At 65.4% G+C, this 14,443-nt stretch carries 13 protein-coding genes and 1 tRNA gene; 13 read left to right on the top strand and 1 reads right to left on the bottom strand.

The features are described 5' to 3' along the window. Positions 1-28 precede the first annotated feature (28 nt). The 10 genes from N4261_RS19500 to N4261_RS19455 all read left to right on the top strand — a co-directional run bounded on the left by N4261_RS19500 (position 29) and on the right by N4261_RS19455 (position 9,473). On the top strand, positions 29-1,111 hold the full coding sequence (locus N4261_RS19500) for a patatin-like phospholipase family protein (RefSeq protein ID WP_261756926.1): 1,083 nt from the start codon (positions 29-31) through the stop codon (positions 1,109-1,111). A gap of 262 nt (positions 1,112-1,373) precedes the next feature. Continuing rightward, positions 1,374-3,299 (top strand): threonine--tRNA ligase, encoded by a 1,926-nt coding sequence (gene thrS / locus N4261_RS19495; RefSeq protein WP_261756925.1) that lies wholly within the window; start codon positions 1,374-1,376, stop codon positions 3,297-3,299. Positions 3,300-3,366: 67 nt separating this feature from the next. Further along, entirely contained in the window at positions 3,367-3,912 is a 546-nt protein-coding gene (gene infC / locus N4261_RS19490; RefSeq protein WP_261760777.1) for a translation initiation factor IF-3, read from the top strand. 320 nt (positions 3,913-4,232) lie between these two features. Beyond that, positions 4,233-4,436 carry a 50S ribosomal protein L35 gene (gene rpmI, locus N4261_RS19485; RefSeq protein WP_029001830.1) on the top strand — a complete coding sequence of 68 codons (204 nt, stop codon included), beginning with the start codon at positions 4,233-4,235 and terminating at the stop codon, positions 4,434-4,436. Positions 4,437-4,461: 25 nt separating this feature from the next. Next, positions 4,462-4,818 carry a 50S ribosomal protein L20 gene (gene rplT / locus N4261_RS19480; protein ID WP_058934277.1) on the top strand — a complete coding sequence of 119 codons (357 nt, stop codon included), beginning with the start codon at positions 4,462-4,464 and terminating at the stop codon, positions 4,816-4,818. 146 nt (positions 4,819-4,964) lie between these two features. Then, complete coding sequence (locus tag N4261_RS19475; protein WP_261756924.1) at positions 4,965-6,002, top strand: phenylalanine--tRNA ligase subunit alpha; 1,038 nt, start codon at positions 4,965-4,967, stop codon at positions 6,000-6,002. A 51-nt stretch (positions 6,003-6,053) separates the two neighbouring features. Further along, positions 6,054-8,471: a phenylalanine--tRNA ligase subunit beta gene (pheT, locus tag N4261_RS19470; protein ID WP_261756923.1), complete on the top strand. Its 2,418-nt coding sequence runs from the start codon at positions 6,054-6,056 to the stop codon at positions 8,469-8,471. 32 nt (positions 8,472-8,503) lie between these two features. Continuing rightward, entirely contained in the window at positions 8,504-8,869 is a 366-nt protein-coding gene (locus tag N4261_RS19465) for an integration host factor subunit alpha (protein WP_261756922.1), read from the top strand. Between the two features lie 40 nt (positions 8,870-8,909). Continuing rightward, positions 8,910-9,362, top strand: a complete 453-nt coding sequence (locus N4261_RS19460) for a MerR family transcriptional regulator (protein ID WP_261756921.1) — start codon at positions 8,910-8,912, stop codon at positions 9,360-9,362. 34 nt (positions 9,363-9,396) lie between these two features. Next, a tRNA-Pro gene (locus N4261_RS19455) sits at positions 9,397-9,473 on the top strand. A 222-nt stretch (positions 9,474-9,695) separates the two neighbouring features. Here the strand turns inward: N4261_RS19455 and N4261_RS19450 are convergent. Next, complete coding sequence (locus N4261_RS19450; RefSeq protein WP_261756920.1) at positions 9,696-10,994, bottom strand: acyltransferase family protein; 1,299 nt, start codon at positions 10,992-10,994, stop codon at positions 9,696-9,698. Positions 10,995-11,117: 123 nt separating this feature from the next. On the opposite strand from N4261_RS19450, the gene N4261_RS19445 reads away from it, so the two are divergent. The 3 genes from N4261_RS19445 (at position 11,118) to N4261_RS19435 (ending at position 14,430) form a co-directional block, all read left to right on the top strand. Further along, positions 11,118-12,326, top strand: a complete 1,209-nt coding sequence (locus N4261_RS19445; protein ID WP_261756919.1) for a LytTR family DNA-binding domain-containing protein — start codon at positions 11,118-11,120, stop codon at positions 12,324-12,326. A gap of 74 nt (positions 12,327-12,400) precedes the next feature. After that, positions 12,401-13,546 (top strand): ABC transporter permease, encoded by a 1,146-nt coding sequence (locus N4261_RS19440; protein ID WP_261756918.1) that lies wholly within the window; start codon positions 12,401-12,403, stop codon positions 13,544-13,546. Beyond that, positions 13,543-14,430 carry an ABC transporter ATP-binding protein gene (locus tag N4261_RS19435; protein WP_261756917.1) on the top strand — a complete coding sequence of 296 codons (888 nt, stop codon included), beginning with the start codon at positions 13,543-13,545 and terminating at the stop codon, positions 14,428-14,430. Before N4261_RS19440 ends, N4261_RS19435 begins: the two co-directional genes overlap by 4 nt. Positions 14,431-14,443 lie beyond the last annotated feature (13 nt).

The following is a 14,443-nucleotide window of genomic DNA, read 5'->3' as shown; positions in this document are numbered from 1 at the left end:
GGGTTGCCGACGAAAGGATGACCCGCCGATGCAGGCCTTGCAGATTCTGGCCGGACCCCGCGCGCGGCAGCGCCTGCGTGAACGCGGCCTGCGCGCCGAGGACGTGCATGTCGTGCCCGGCGCGGCCGGCGGTCCGAAGGGGCTGATCCTCAGCGCGCTGGATGCGCATCTCTTCGGCGAGTTCCTGCCATCGGGCGGGCAGGAAGTGCATCTGCTGGGCGCCTCCATCGGCGCCTGGCGGATGGCGACAGCCTGCCTGTCGCGCACCGTGACGCAGACCGACGCGGAATTCGAGCGTCTGGCGCACGATTACGCCCATCAGGACTACGACGCGGCGCCGGGCAAGCGCCCGACCGCGGCGACCGTCTCCCGCGCCTTCTCCGGCAAGCTGGACGAGATCTTTGGCGGGCGCGAGGCGGCGGTGCTCAGCCATCCGCAATTCCGACTGCATGTGTTCACCTCGCGCGGCCGCCATGTGCTGGGACGGGAAGGGCGCTTGCGCACGCCGCTGGGCTATCTGGGCGCTTTTGCGGCGAATGCGGTGTCGCGCCGCGCCATGGGATCGTGGCTGGAACGGGTGGTGTTCTCCGACAGGCGTGCCCCCCTGCCGATGCCGCTGGCCGACTATCGCAGCCATCAGGTGCCGCTGGACATCGGCAATCTCAAGCCGAGCCTGCTGGCCAGTTGTTCCATTCCGTTCTGGCTGCAGGCGGTGCACGACATCGCCGGCGCGCCCGCGGGGGCCTATTGGGATGGCGGCATCACCGACTATCACCTGCACCTGAACTATGCGGCGATGGTGGGCGACGGCCTGGCGCTGTATCCGCACTTCCAGGCCCAGGTCATTCCCGGCTGGCTGGACAAGGGCCTCAAACGCCGTCACCGCAGCAGTGCCTTCCTGGACAACGTGGTGCTGCTCACGCCAAGCCCCGAATGGATCAAGACGCTGCCCAACGGCAAGCTGCCCGATCGCAACGACTTCCAGCACTACATGAACGATGTGCCTGGTCGGGCCCGGGATTGGCTGCGGGCGGTGCGCGAGGGCGAGCGGCTGCGGGACGAGTTTCGCGAGGCCTGCGCCAGGCCGTCGCTGGAGGTCGGGGCACTTTGAGCGGCGTGCGGGGTGGCTGCGCACGGGTTGTGCGCTACACTTGACGCCTCTTTTTCCTTCACAAGGACCGGGAAAGGCGATCAGGTTATGACACCGCGAACTACGACCCCCACTGCAAAGGTTTAGTCGGCCGCGGCTCGTCACGTCTTTCCATCAGCTGTCCGGTTCCCGATCTCTCGCAGATCGAGTCCCCCAGGACCAGCACCCCAGAAGAAGCGCGGCAAGTGGCCGCGCTTTTTTGTTTTCTGGAGTACCCCCGAACATGTCGAACATTTCCATCCAACTGCCCGACGGCTCCAAGCGTGAGTTCCCGCATCCGGTCACCGTGGCCGACGTCGCGGCTTCGATCGGCGCCGGTCTGGCCAAGGCTGCCCTGGCGGGCCGCGTGGGCGCCGGTGACGACGCCAAGCTGGTCGACACCAGCTTCCTGATCGACCAGGACACCCGTCTGGCCATCATCACCGAGAAGGACGCGGACGGCCTGGAGGTCATTCGCCACTCCACCGCTCACTTGCTGGCCTATGCGGTGAAGGAGCTGTTCCCGGAGGCGCAGGTCACGATCGGCCCGGTCATCGACAACGGCTTCTATTACGACTTCTCCTACAAGCGCCCGTTCACGCCCGAGGATCTCGCGGCGATCGAGGCCAAGATGGCCGAGCTGGCCAAGAAGGATGAGAAGGTCACCCGGTCGGTGCTGCCGCGCGACGAGGCGGTGCAGTACTTCAAGGGCCTGGGCGAGGCCTACAAGGCCGAGATCATCGCCAGCATTCCGGAAGGCCAGGATGTCTCGCTGTATGCGGAAGGCGGCTTCACCGACCTGTGCCGCGGCCCGCACGTGCCCTCTACCGGCAAGCTCAAGCACTTCAAGCTGATGAAGGTGGCCGGCGCCTACTGGCGTGGCGACCATCGCAACGAGCAGCTGCAGCGCATCTACGGCACCGCCTGGGCGACCAAGGACGATCTGCAGAACTACCTGCGGATGCTGGAAGAAGCCGAGAAGCGCGATCACCGCAAGCTGGGCAAGGACCTGGACCTGTTCCACATCGACGAGCATGCGCCCGGCGTGGTGTTCTGGCATCCCAAGGGCTGGACGATCTGGCAAGAGGTGGAGCAGTACATGCGCCGCGTCTACCGCGACAACGGCTACCAGGAAGTGAAGGGGCCGCAACTGCTGGACAAGTCGCTGTGGGAAGCCACCGGCCACTGGGACAAGTACCGCGACAACATGTTCACGACCGAGTCGGAAAAGCGCGATTACGCGCTCAAGCCGATGAACTGTCCGGGTCACATCCTGATCTTCAAGCACGGCATCAAGAGCTACCGCGATCTGCCGCTGCGCTTCGGCGAGTTCGGCCAGTGCCACCGCAACGAGCCCACCGGTGGCCTGCACGGCATCATGCGGGTGCGCGGCTTCACCCAGGACGATGGCCACATCTTCTGCACCGAAGACCAGATCCTGGCCGAATGCGTGGCCTACACCGCGCTGCTGCAGAAGGTCTATCAGGACTTCGGCTTCACCGACATCATCTACAAGGTGGCCACCCGTCCCGACGCGCGCATCGGCTCGGACGAAGTCTGGGACAAGGCCGAGTTCGCGCTGATGGAATCGCTGCGCGCCTCCGGTGTGGAATTCGTGATCGCTCCGGGCGACGGCGCCTTCTACGGCCCGAAGATCGAATACACCCTGAAGGACGCGATCGGCCGGCAATGGCAATGCGGCACGATGCAGGTCGATTTCTCGATGCCTGGCCGGCTCGGGGCCGAGTATGTGGCCGAGGATGGCGAGCGCCATGTGCCGGTCATGCTGCACCGCGCGATCGTCGGCAGCCTGGAGCGTTTCATCGGCATCCTGATCGAACAGCACGCCGGCGCGCTGCCGGTTTGGCTGGCGCCGACCCAGGTGGTGGTGGCCAATATCACCGACGCTCAGGCGGACTATGTCGGTGACATTGTGAAAGCGCTGCAAAAACAAGGGGTTAGGGTTCACGCAGATTTGCGTAACGAGAAGATCACGTATAAAATCCGCGAGCATTCGCTGCAGAAAGTGCCGTTCATCCTTGTCGTTGGCGATAAGGAAAAGGCGAACGGCGCGGTTGCAGTGCGCGCCCGAGGCAACCAGGACCTGGGTGTGATGTCGCTGGAGGACTTCGTCACGAAGCTCTCGACGACCATCACCGACAAGGCCTGAGTCGGGCGCTTTTTGCGTTGTATAGATCACTCGGACCTGTGCCAGGGCCCGCTGAAAGGTAACCACCATCGCTACTTTTGCTGACCGTCGTGCGATTCCCGAGCGCAAGCACCGGTTGAACCGCGAAATCATCGCCTCCGAAGTCCGCCTGAATGGCCCAGAAAACGAGCCGCTTGGCATCGTGAGCATTCAAGAGGCACTGCGCATGGCCGGTGACCTGGACGTCGATCTGGTCGAGATCGCAGCCACGGCAGTCCCTCCGGTCTGCCGGCTGATGGACTACGGCAAGTTCAAATACCAGGAGCAGAAGCGCGCCGCGGAAGCCAAGGCGAAGCAGAAGGTCATCGAGGTCAAGGAAGTCAAGTTTCGTCCGGGTACGGACGAAGGCGACTACCAGATCAAGATGCGCAATCTGCGTCGCTTCATTGCTGAGGACGGCGACAAGGGCAAGGTCACGCTGCGTTATCGCGGCCGCGAGATCACCCACCAGGACATCGGCATGCGCATGCTGGAGCGCATCCGTGATGAACTGTCGGATGTCGCGGTCGTCGAGCACATGCCCAAGCTCGAAGGTCGGCAGATGATCATGGTGTTGGCGCCCAAGAAGCGTTGACCCCCGGGCCAGCGGGTACGCTGGCCCACCCCCCCGAGGGGGTGCAAATGGTGCCGGGCCCTGGCCTGACACATTGGCAAGCAGGCCGTCCCTGGGACGGCCCGGCGGACGGCCTCAAAGGCTCCGCCTTGTTCCCGGATGGGAGCAAACAAAACCGGGCAGCGGCCCGGTTTTGTTTGCTGGGATGGATGGCCTTCGGGTTTGTTCGTTCCGGTCTGAACCTGTCGATGGGTCGTCGGCAGGTTGATTAGTCTCCTTCAGGCCATCAAGTACCGTGAATCCCGCGGTCGCCTGGAGGGACGCACATAGAAGGAGCAGTCATGCCCAAGATGAAGACCAAGAGCAGCGCGAAGAAGCGTTTTCGCGTCCGTCCGGGTGGCACCGTCAAGCGCGGTCAAGCGTTCAAGCGCCACATCCTGACCAAGAAGACCACGAAGAACAAGCGCCAGCTCCGCGGCGCCGCGAACGTGCATGAGACCAACATGGGCCACATCGCTGCGATGCTGCCCTTCGCTGGTCTGTAATCCAGCCTAGACAAGGAGATACAACATGCCTCGCGTCAAACGTGGTGTAACCGCCCGTGCTCGTCACAAGAAGGTCCTGGCTCTGGCCAAGGGCTTCCGTGGTCGTCGTAAGAACGTCTTCCGCATCGCCAAGCAGGCGGTGATGAAGGCGGGCCAATACGCCTACCGTGACCGCCGTGCCAAGAAGCGCGTGTTCCGCCAGCTGTGGATTGCCCGTATCAACGCGGCAAGCCGTGGCCTGGGTCTGAGCTACAGCAAGTTCGTGGCTGGCCTGAAGAAGGCCCAGATCGACATCGACCGCAAGGTCCTGGCCGATCTCGCCGTCAACGATCCTGCTGGTTTTGCCAGCATCTTCGCCAAGGTGAAGGCCGCGCTCGCTTAATTGCCAACTGCACGCGCGTCCCAAGACGCGCGGCAGACGGCTGCCTCGGCTCGCCGAGGCGCCTCTTTTGAAGGCCGACACCCCCGTGTCCGGCCTTTTTTCATTTCGGCATCTTCCGGTGCCTCCGAATTTCTAGTCGCCCCGCGATGAACGACCTCGATCAATTGCTGCAACAGGCCACCGGCGATTTCGCCGCCGCCGCCACGCCCGCCGATCTGGAGAACGCCAAGGCCCGCTTCCTGGGCAAGACCGGCCAGGTCACCGATCTGATGAAGGGCATGGCGAGCCTGCCGGTCGAGGAGAAAAAGACCCGCGGCGCGCAGATCAACCAGCTCAAGCAGGGCATCGAGGCGGCACTCGCCGCGCGTCGCCAGGCGCTCGCCGACGCGGAGCTGGAAAAGCAGCTCAAGGCCGAGGCGCTGGACGTCACGCTGCCCGGCCGCCAGCGCGGCACTGGCGGCCTCCACCCGATCACCCGCGCCATGGAGCGGATCGAGGCCATCTTCGGCTCGATGGGCTTCGACGTGGCCGACGGCCCCGAGATCGAGAACGACTGGTTCAACTTCACCGCGCTCAACACGCCCGAGGACCATCCGGCCCGCTCGATGCACGACACCTTCTACATCGAGGGGGGGCATGTCTTGCGCACCCACACCAGCCCGATGCAGATCCGCTATGCGGTGCAGCACGTCAAGAAGCATCGCCATCTGATCGACGCCGGGCAACCCATGCCCGAGATCCGGGTGATCGCCCCCGGACGCACCTACCGGGTCGACAGCGATGCCACCCACTCGCCGATGTTCCACCAGGTCGAAGGCCTGTGGGTGGGCGAGAACATCAGCTTCAAGGACCTCAAGTCCGTCTACGTGAACTTCATGCAGCAGTTCTTCGAGACGACGGACATGGAGATCCGCTTCCGCCCCAGCTACTTCCCGTTCACCGAGCCCAGCGCCGAGATCGACATGATGTTCGGCACCGGACCGCTGAAGGGCCGCTGGCTGGAAGTGTCCGGTTCCGGTCAGGTGCATCCGCAAGTGATCCGCAACATGGGCCTGGATCCGGAGCGCTACATCGGTTTCGCGTTTGGTTCCGGCATCGACCGGCTGGCCATGCTCCGCTACGGCGTCAACGACCTGCGGCTGTTCTTCGACGGCGACCTGCGATTCCTGTCGCAGTTCAAGTAAGCCTCGCACCCCACAGTCGTTTGAGTCGCCTAGAGCGCAAGAGAGATAGACATGCAATTCCCTGAGTCCTGGCTGCGGGCCTTCTGCAATCCCGCGCTGAACACCCAAGAGCTGGCCGAGCTGCTGACGATGTCCGGTCTGGAAGTCGAAGAGCTGCGTCCGGTGGCGCCGCCCTTCCACGGCATCGTCGTCGCCGAGATCGTCGAAGCCGTCCAGCATCCGGATGCCGACCGACTGCGCGTGTGCAAGGTCAATGCCGGCGGACCGGAGCTGTTGCAGATCGTCTGCGGCGCGCCGAATGCCCGCGTGGGCATCCGCGTGCCGCTGGCCACCATCGGCGCCGAACTGCCCCCGGGCGATGACGGCAAACCGTTCAAGATCGGCAAGGGCAAGCTGCGCGGCGTCGACAGCTTCGGCATGCTGTGCTCGGCCCGCGAGCTGAAGCTGGCAGAGGACCATGGTGGTCTGCTGGAACTGGCGCTGGATGTGCCGATCGGCCAGAACATCCGCGACCACCTGAAGCTTGACGACACGCTGTTCACGCTGAAGCTGACGCCCAACCTGGCGCATGCCTTGAGCGTCTACGGCATCGCTCGCGAGGTCTCCGCCCTGACCGGCGCCCCGCTGATCGCGCCCGACATCCGACCCTCTTCCGTCGCCCATCAGGACAAGCTGCCGGTGCGCATCGAGGCGCCGGACCTGTGCGGTCGCTTCTCCGGTCGCATCGTGCGCAACGTCAACACGCAGGCGAAGACGCCGGCGTGGATGGTGGATCGCCTGGCGCGTTGCGGCCAGCGTTCGGTCTCGCCGCTGGTCGACATTTCCAACTATGTGATGTTCGAGCTGGGTCGTCCGTCCCACATCTTCGACCTGGACAAGATCCACGGCGAATTGGTCGTGCGCTGGGGCAAGGCCGGCGAGCAGTTGAAGCTGTTGAACGGCAACACCATCGAGCTGGATGCGCAGGTGGGCGTGATCGCCGACCGCGAGCAGGTCGAGTCTCTGGCCGGCATCATGGGCGGGGACGCGACGGCAGTGTCCGACGCGACCCGCAACGTCTATGTCGAGGCCGCGTTCTGGTGGCCCAAGGCGGTGATGGGGCGTTCGCGCCGCTTCAATTTCTCCACCGATGCGGGACATCGTTTCGAGCGGGGCGTGGATCCGGCCGGCACGGTGGACCACATCGAGCGCATCACCCAACTGATCCAGGAGATCTGCGGCGGAGATGCCGGCCCGATGGACGACCAGACCGTCGCACTGCCCGAGCGCAAGCCGGTGGCGCTGCGTGTCGAGCGCGCCGCGAAGATCATCGGCATGCCGCTGACCCAGGCGGAGTGTGAAGGCGTGTTCCAGCGCCTGGGCCTGGAATTCAGCGTCACCGCGCCGGGCGTGCTGACGGTGGTCCCGCCCACGTTCCGCTTTGACATCCAGATTGAGGAAGACCTCATCGAGGAAATCATCCGCGTGCTGGGCTATCCCAAGCTGCCGTCCACGCCGCCGTTGGCGCCGGTGGTCGGCAAGGTGCGCTCGGAGTCGCGCCGCGCGGTGCACGCCTTGCGCCATGCCATGGCCGCGCGAGACTATTTCGAGACGATCAACTTCAGCTTTGTCGAAGCGCGTTGGGAGCAGGAATTGGCCGGCAATGCTGCGCCGATCCAACTGCTGAATCCGATCGCCGCGCCCCTGGCGGTGATGCGCACCAGCCTGCTGGGCTCGCTGGTGCAGGTGCTGCGCAACAACCTGTCGCGCAAGGCGCCGCGCGTTCGCGTCTTCGAGATCGGGCGTGTGTTCCTGCGGGATGCTTCCGTCGTCGAAAGCGACACCACCATCGCCGGCATCGCCCAGCCGATGCGACTGGCCGGCCTGGCCTGGGGCCCGGCCGATCAGCAGCAATGGGGACAGAAAGACCGCCCGGTCGACTTCTTCGATGTGAAGGGCGATCTGGAAGCGCTGTTCGCGCCCCGCGTGCTGAGCTTCGAGCCGGCCGAGCATCCTGCGCTGCATCCGGGCCGCAGCGCCCGTGTGCTGCTGGACGGCGACGCCATCGGCGTGATCGGCGAGCTGCATCCGAAATGGCGTCAGGGCTATGAACTGCCCAGCGCCCCGGTGCTGTTCGAGCTGTCGCTCGATGCGGTGCTGGCCCGCACCCTGCCGCAGGGCAAGGGCGTGCCGCGGCTACAGGCGGTGCAGCGGGATCTGGCGGTGATCGTCGGCGAGCAGGTCACGCACGCTGCTTTGATGCAAGCCATCGAAGCCAGCGGCGAAGCCCTGGTACGCTCCGCGCGTTTGTTCGACGTCTTCAAGCCGGCCCAACCGTCGGGTGAACTGAAGGCGGGCGAGCGCAGCCTGGCCGTCCGGCTGGAACTGCTGGACGACGAGAACACCCTGACCGATGAGCGCATCGAGCAGGCGGTGGCCAAGGTGGTGGCGCAACTGGGCGAACAGCTCGGCGCGCGGCTGCGCGGCTGAGCGCGAGCCCGAGGAGGGAGAGAGGGAAGCCAATGAGCGACGACGAATTGAATGCGCAGGCCCGGGTGCTGCTCGGCAGCTTGGAAACGCCGACGCTGACCAAGGCCGAGCTGGCCGAACTGCTGTTCGACAAGCTCGGTCTGAACAAGCGCGAGTCCAAGGACATGGTCGAAGCCTTCTTCGACATCATTCACGACAGCCTGTCCAGCGGTCGCGAGGTGAAGCTGTCGGGCTTCGGCAACTTCAACATCCGGCGCAAGGCACCGCGGCCCGGGCGCAATCCGCGCACCGGGGAGGCGATCCCCATTGCGGCGCGTAATGTGGTGACGTTTCACGCCAGTCACAAATTGAAAGAAGCGGTCCAAGGCAACACGCCGGCGGCCGGAGACTTCGAGTAGAGTCTGACCTCCCTCCCAGCCGCCGGAGCACCTGATTCCAATGGACATCGCGCTTCCCGCCATTCCTGCCAAGCGTTACTTCACCATCGGTGAGGTGAGTGAGCTGTGCGGCGTGAAGCCCTACGTGCTTCGCTACTGGGAGCAGGAGTTCACCCAGCTCAAGCCGATGAAGCGGCGCGGCAATCGCCGCTACTACCAGCACCATGAAGTGCTGCTGATCCGCCGCATTCGTGATCTGCTGTATGACCAGGGCTTCACCATCAGCGGCGCGCGCAATCAGCTGATCGAGTCCGGCCATTCGCAAAACGCGCATGACTTCCGCGCCGAGGCCCTGGTGGCCGCCGCGCAGATCGAGAACGCCCGCGAATACCAACGCGCACTCGCGGCGGATGTGGCCGACGGCTCGGCGCACACCACCGTCTCGCTCGAGAAACTCTCGCTGGAGCAGGTGCGCGACGAATTGTTGGCCATTCGAGAGAGTTTGCTTGCATGAAGCGCAAAACTGCGTATAGAATCTGAGGCTTCGTCGGGGTGTAGCGCAGCCTGGTAGCGCACTTGCATGGGGTGCAAGGGGTCGCGAGTTCGAATCCCGCCACCCCGACCAACTAATAAGAAAAAACGAGAAGCCCGGTACCGCAAGGTGCCGGGCTTTTTCCATTCCAGTGTCGAATCCATCGATGCAGATGCAGATGCAGATGCAGATGCCGATGCAGATGCCGATGCCGATGCCGATGCCGATGCCGATGAGCCTGCTGACCGATTCCATCCCGAACTGAAGGCCCAGGCCCTGTTGCAATGGGTGAGCGCATAGGGCCGGGTTGCAGCGCTAGGCAGATGCGCGTGCAGATGCGCGTGCAGATGCTCGCGCCGACGCCGATCCCGGTTTCCCGTGCGCCGGGCGCGGTGCGACGCCCATCCACGGGCGCAGCCAATTCAATCGCATCGTCAGCCAGGCGGCCAGCAGGCAACCCAGCGCAGTGATCGCGACGACCGCACTGACCTCCAGCGCCAGCGGCCATTGCAACGGCGCCAGGGCATGCGCGCTGACCACGGTGACCGTCTGATGCACGATGTAGAACGGAAACACCGCCATCGACAGCCAGCGCAACGCCGGGCCATCCCGATGGGACAAGAGTTGCCTCGCCCAACCGAGCGCCGCCACGATCGGCAGCCACTGCCGCGCCGCCGAGAGTGATCGCAGCGCCATCAGATCGGCTTGCGGAATCTCGGACTCGCCATAGGCGGCCACCCATTCGGTAAAGCCCACCTGTGCCGCGACCGCCAGCCCCAGTGCCAGCCAACGCCATTGGCGCGCCGCCGCCCAGGCGCCGTGACGATCATCGCGGTGGCCGAACAGCGCCATCCCCAGCACGAACATCGAGAACGACAGCGCGTGGTTGTAGGGATCGTTCACCAGGTCGTGGGTGACCGGATGCTGTGCCATCCAATGCTGGCGCAGCAGGGCAAACAGCAGCCAAGGCACCCACAGCAGGCGCGTCCCGCTGGCCAGGCGCGCCCAGCCGGCGTGGGTGGTCCAGCGACTTGCCTTGAGTGCCAGCAGGCCCACCATCGAGTAGACCCACAGATACGGCAGAAACCACAAGTGGTTCCAGGTCGGCAGCTTGAGGCAGTGACCGTCGCGGCAGAAGCCGTGATAGGCCTGGAAATAGAGCGACAGGAAGTCCAGGTAGCTGCCGCTGTAGTGCAGCTTCTCGACCACCTCCAGATACGACTGCGGCGGCACGATGACGATCATTCCGAAGATCAGCGGCAGCAGCAGGCGTTTGGACCGCAGGCCCAGCAGACCCGCCTGGCCGCGCTCCGCCATCAGCGCCAGCGCGGCCCCGCCGATCAGGAACAGCAGCGACATCCGCCACGGGTTCAGCCACACCATCCCCGATTCCAGCGCCACGAGGGGGCGCGGCGACTTCACATGCCAGTCCCAGCTCACATAGAACATCCCCACGTGATAGAGGATCAAGAGCCCGAAGGCGATGACGCGGAGCCAGTCCAGTTCGGTCAGCCGCCGGTCGACGAGCGGTGTGTTCGGCACGCCGAGGTGGGAGGGTGGCGGCGCAGCGTGGCTGTCCGCCGGCAGGGGAATGGGGCATGAAGGGCTGTTCATGGCCTGCAGCATCGGCCCGCGGGCCCGCGAGGCGCCACCGATGTGACGACCCGCCCCCCGGCGGTGACGAGCCGCGCCGCCAGAGTGATGAAGCGGCGCCAACCGCGCCTACACTGCGCCGCCATGACACAGGACGACTGGCTGCGCTTCTATCTCCGACGCCGCACCGCTTTCGAGTGGACGGCCTGGACGGCGATCCTGCTGGGGTCGGCGCTGGCCAACACGGTCACCGTGTATCTGGATGTCCAGCGAGCCCGGTTGCCGTTCGAGTGGTGGGAGGTGGCCAGTTGGGAATTCTCCAGCGCGCTGATGTGGATCCTGCTGGTCCCTTGGATCGTCCGCGCGATGGATGCCAAGCCGCTGCGATGGGGCCAATGGCGTCGCAACCTGCCCTGGCACCTGCTGTTCAGCCTGATCTGCAGCCTGGTGCATGTGCTGGGCATGGTGGCCCTGCGCAAGCTGGTCTATGCGGTGCAGGGGCACACCTACGACTTCGGCCCGTGGGCGCGGGAGCTGGGCTACGAGGCCCTCAAGGATGTGCGCAGCTATGCGTTCGTCGTGGTGGTTGCTGGCGCCTACCGGCTGATGCTGTGGCGCTGGCAGGGCGAGGCCAGCCTGCTGGCCGAGGCACCGTCGACGGCGCCCGTGCCGGGGCCGGCGCGTCTCGGGACTGGGTCTGGCGATGCAGTCCGGGCGTCCGTGGATGCGCATGGGCGCCGCGAAGACCATGATCGCACCCGTGGCGACGCTTCGGCTCGTGCCGCGCGCCCAGCGCCGGGCGATGACTGCAGCCCGGTGCACGACGACGAGGTCGTTCGCACGGTGTCGAGCCCGGGCAATGGGCGCAGCCCGGATTCCGGCGATGCCCCGCTGTCGATCGTGCTCACGGCTGAGGATCCAACGAACGGCCGCTCCCGCAACGCAGGCACACCCTCTGATCCTGCCGATGCCGATGCCGATGCCGCGCCGTTGCCACCCCACGCCCGCGCGATGGACAAGCCGCCGCGCCCCGAGCGTTTGCTGGTGAAAAAGCTGGGCAAGGAATTTTTGTTGCCGATGGCGGAAATCGAATGGGTGCAAGCCTGCGGCAACTACATCAACCTGCATCGGCAGCATCACGACTATCCGCTGCGCAGCACCTTGAGCGCCTTTGAGCAGACCCTCGATCCGGACGAATTCGTCCGCGTCCATCGCAGCTATCTGGTGCGCTTGCGGCTGATCGAGGCCATCGAGCCCACCGAGGCCGGCGATGCGCACCTGCGTCTGCGCGACGGCAGCCGGCTGCCCTGCAGTCGCACCTATCTCGACCGATTGCGACAGCAACTCACCTGAATCGGCGCGTGCGTTCGCCCTCCGATGCAAGTGCCGCCCCGGGAGCGCGCGCGGGCGGCTATGCTCTGGAGCTCATGGAGCCAGAGACCGTCACCGATCCCTCGCCCCGCCTCCTGCGCAGCCAGGATGAAGGCGGCCGTGTCCAAGCGCGACTGGAAGGCGACTGGACGCTGCTCGCCCTGCGCGAGCGCGTTGAGGCGCTGCGCCAGGAACTGTCCGCCTTGCCGAAGTCGGAGGTCCGTTGGGACCTCAGCGCGGTCAGCCGGCTGGATCCCACCGGCGCCTTGCTGCTGTGGCAGGCCTGGGGGCGACGACAGCCTGACCAGATGACCTGGCCGGCAGAGCCGCTGGCGCCGATGTTCCAGGCGCTGTTCGCTCGGCTGAGCGCCAAGCCGGGCAAGCCGGCCCGACCGCCGCGCCGCGAGAGCGTCCGGCAGTTGGGGGACGGCCTGGTGAAGCTGGCCGGCCATCTGCTGGATGCGACCGCTTTGCTGGGGCAGGTGGTGCAGGACCTGGGCCGCATGGCCCGCCATCCGGGCCTGATCTCCTGGCGCGACATCTCCGCCCACATCTATCGCAGCGGCGCCCAGGCGCTGGGCATCACCGCCTTGGTGGGTGTGCTGGTCGGCATCACCTTGTCCTACCTGACCGCCAAGCAGTTGCAGAACTTCGGCGCCGACATCTATGTGATCAACATCCTGGGCATCAGCGTCTGGCGTGAGCTCGGGCCCCTGCTGGCGGCGATTCTGGTGGCCGGCCGCAGCGGTTCAGCCATGACGGCGCAGCTCGGCGTGATGCGGGTGACCCAGGAACTGGACGCCTTGTCGGTGATGGGCATCTCCCACACGGTGCGCCTGGTGGTGCCCAAGATGGCGGCCCTGGCACTCTCCTTGCCACTGGTGATGGTGTGGACCAGTAGCATGATCCTGCTGGGCGGCATGGTGGCCGCCCGGGCGACGCTGGGCCTGGATTACGTGCAATTCCTGCAAGGTCTGCCGGCGGCGGTGCCGGTGTCCAACCTGTGGCTGGGATTGGCCAAGTCGATGGTGTTCGGTCTGATGATCGCCTTTGTGGCCTGCCACTTCGGTCTGAGGATCAAGCCCAACAGCGAGAGCCTGGCGGCCGGCACCACCGTGTCGGTGGTCAGTGCGATCACGGTCGTCATCATCGTGGACGCGATTTTCGCGGTCATGTTCTCGGACCTGGGGTTGAAGACATGAGCGGATTGATGGACCGAACCGGTGTGCCACCGGCGCACGTGGCGGCCGAGGCCGATGCGGGCACCGGTGTAAAAGCGCCCGAGGTCGTCATCGCCGTGCGCGATGTCGGCACCGTGCTGGGCGGGGTGCGCATCCACAAGCATCTGGACCTGGATGTCTATGCCGGCGAGGTGCTGGGCATCATCGGCGGTTCCGGCAGTGGCAAGACCACGCTGCTGCGTCTGATGCTGGGTCTGGAGCGCCCCACCGAGGGCGAGGTGCTGATCTTCGGCCACAAGCTCGGCAACTGCCAGGCCACCGATCTGGCGCAGGTGCGCCACCGCTGGGGCGTGCTGTTCCAGCAGGGTGCACTGTTCTCGGCCTTGAGCGTGTTCGACAACGTGGCGCTGCCGCTGCGGGAATTGAAGAGCCTGCCCGACGACCTGATCGCCGAACTGGTGATGCAGAAGCTGCAGCAGGTCGGCCTGAAGGTGGAGGACGGCATCAAGATGCCGGCCGAGCTTTCCGGCGGCATGATCAAACGGGTCTCGCTGGCGCGGGCACTGATCATGGATCCGCAACTGCTGTTCCTGGACGAACCCACCGCGGGCCTGGATCCGGCCAGTTCCAAGAACTTCGTGCAGCTCATCGAGAGCCTGAAGCGCGAAATGGACCTGACCGTGGTGATGGTGACCCACGACGTCGACACCCTGTTCGCCTTGGTCGACCGTGTGGCGGTCCTGGCCGATCAGCGGCTGGCCGCCATCGGCAGCCTGGAGGAGGTGGTGCGGCAGCCGCATCCCTTCATCCGCAACTTCTTCCTTGGCCATGTGCAGCGCTGCGCCGTGGACAACCTTCGCAGCTACCGCGACGAGCTCCACCAGCGCGACGCGATGCCCGCCTGACCGCCGGGACGAA

The organism is Roseateles amylovorans (assembly GCF_025398155.2).
Lineage (GTDB): Bacteria > Pseudomonadota > Gammaproteobacteria > Burkholderiales > Burkholderiaceae_C > Roseateles > Roseateles amylovorans.
The sequence above is the reverse complement of the archived record's forward strand: the minus strand, read 5'-3'. Positions and strand labels throughout refer to the sequence as shown.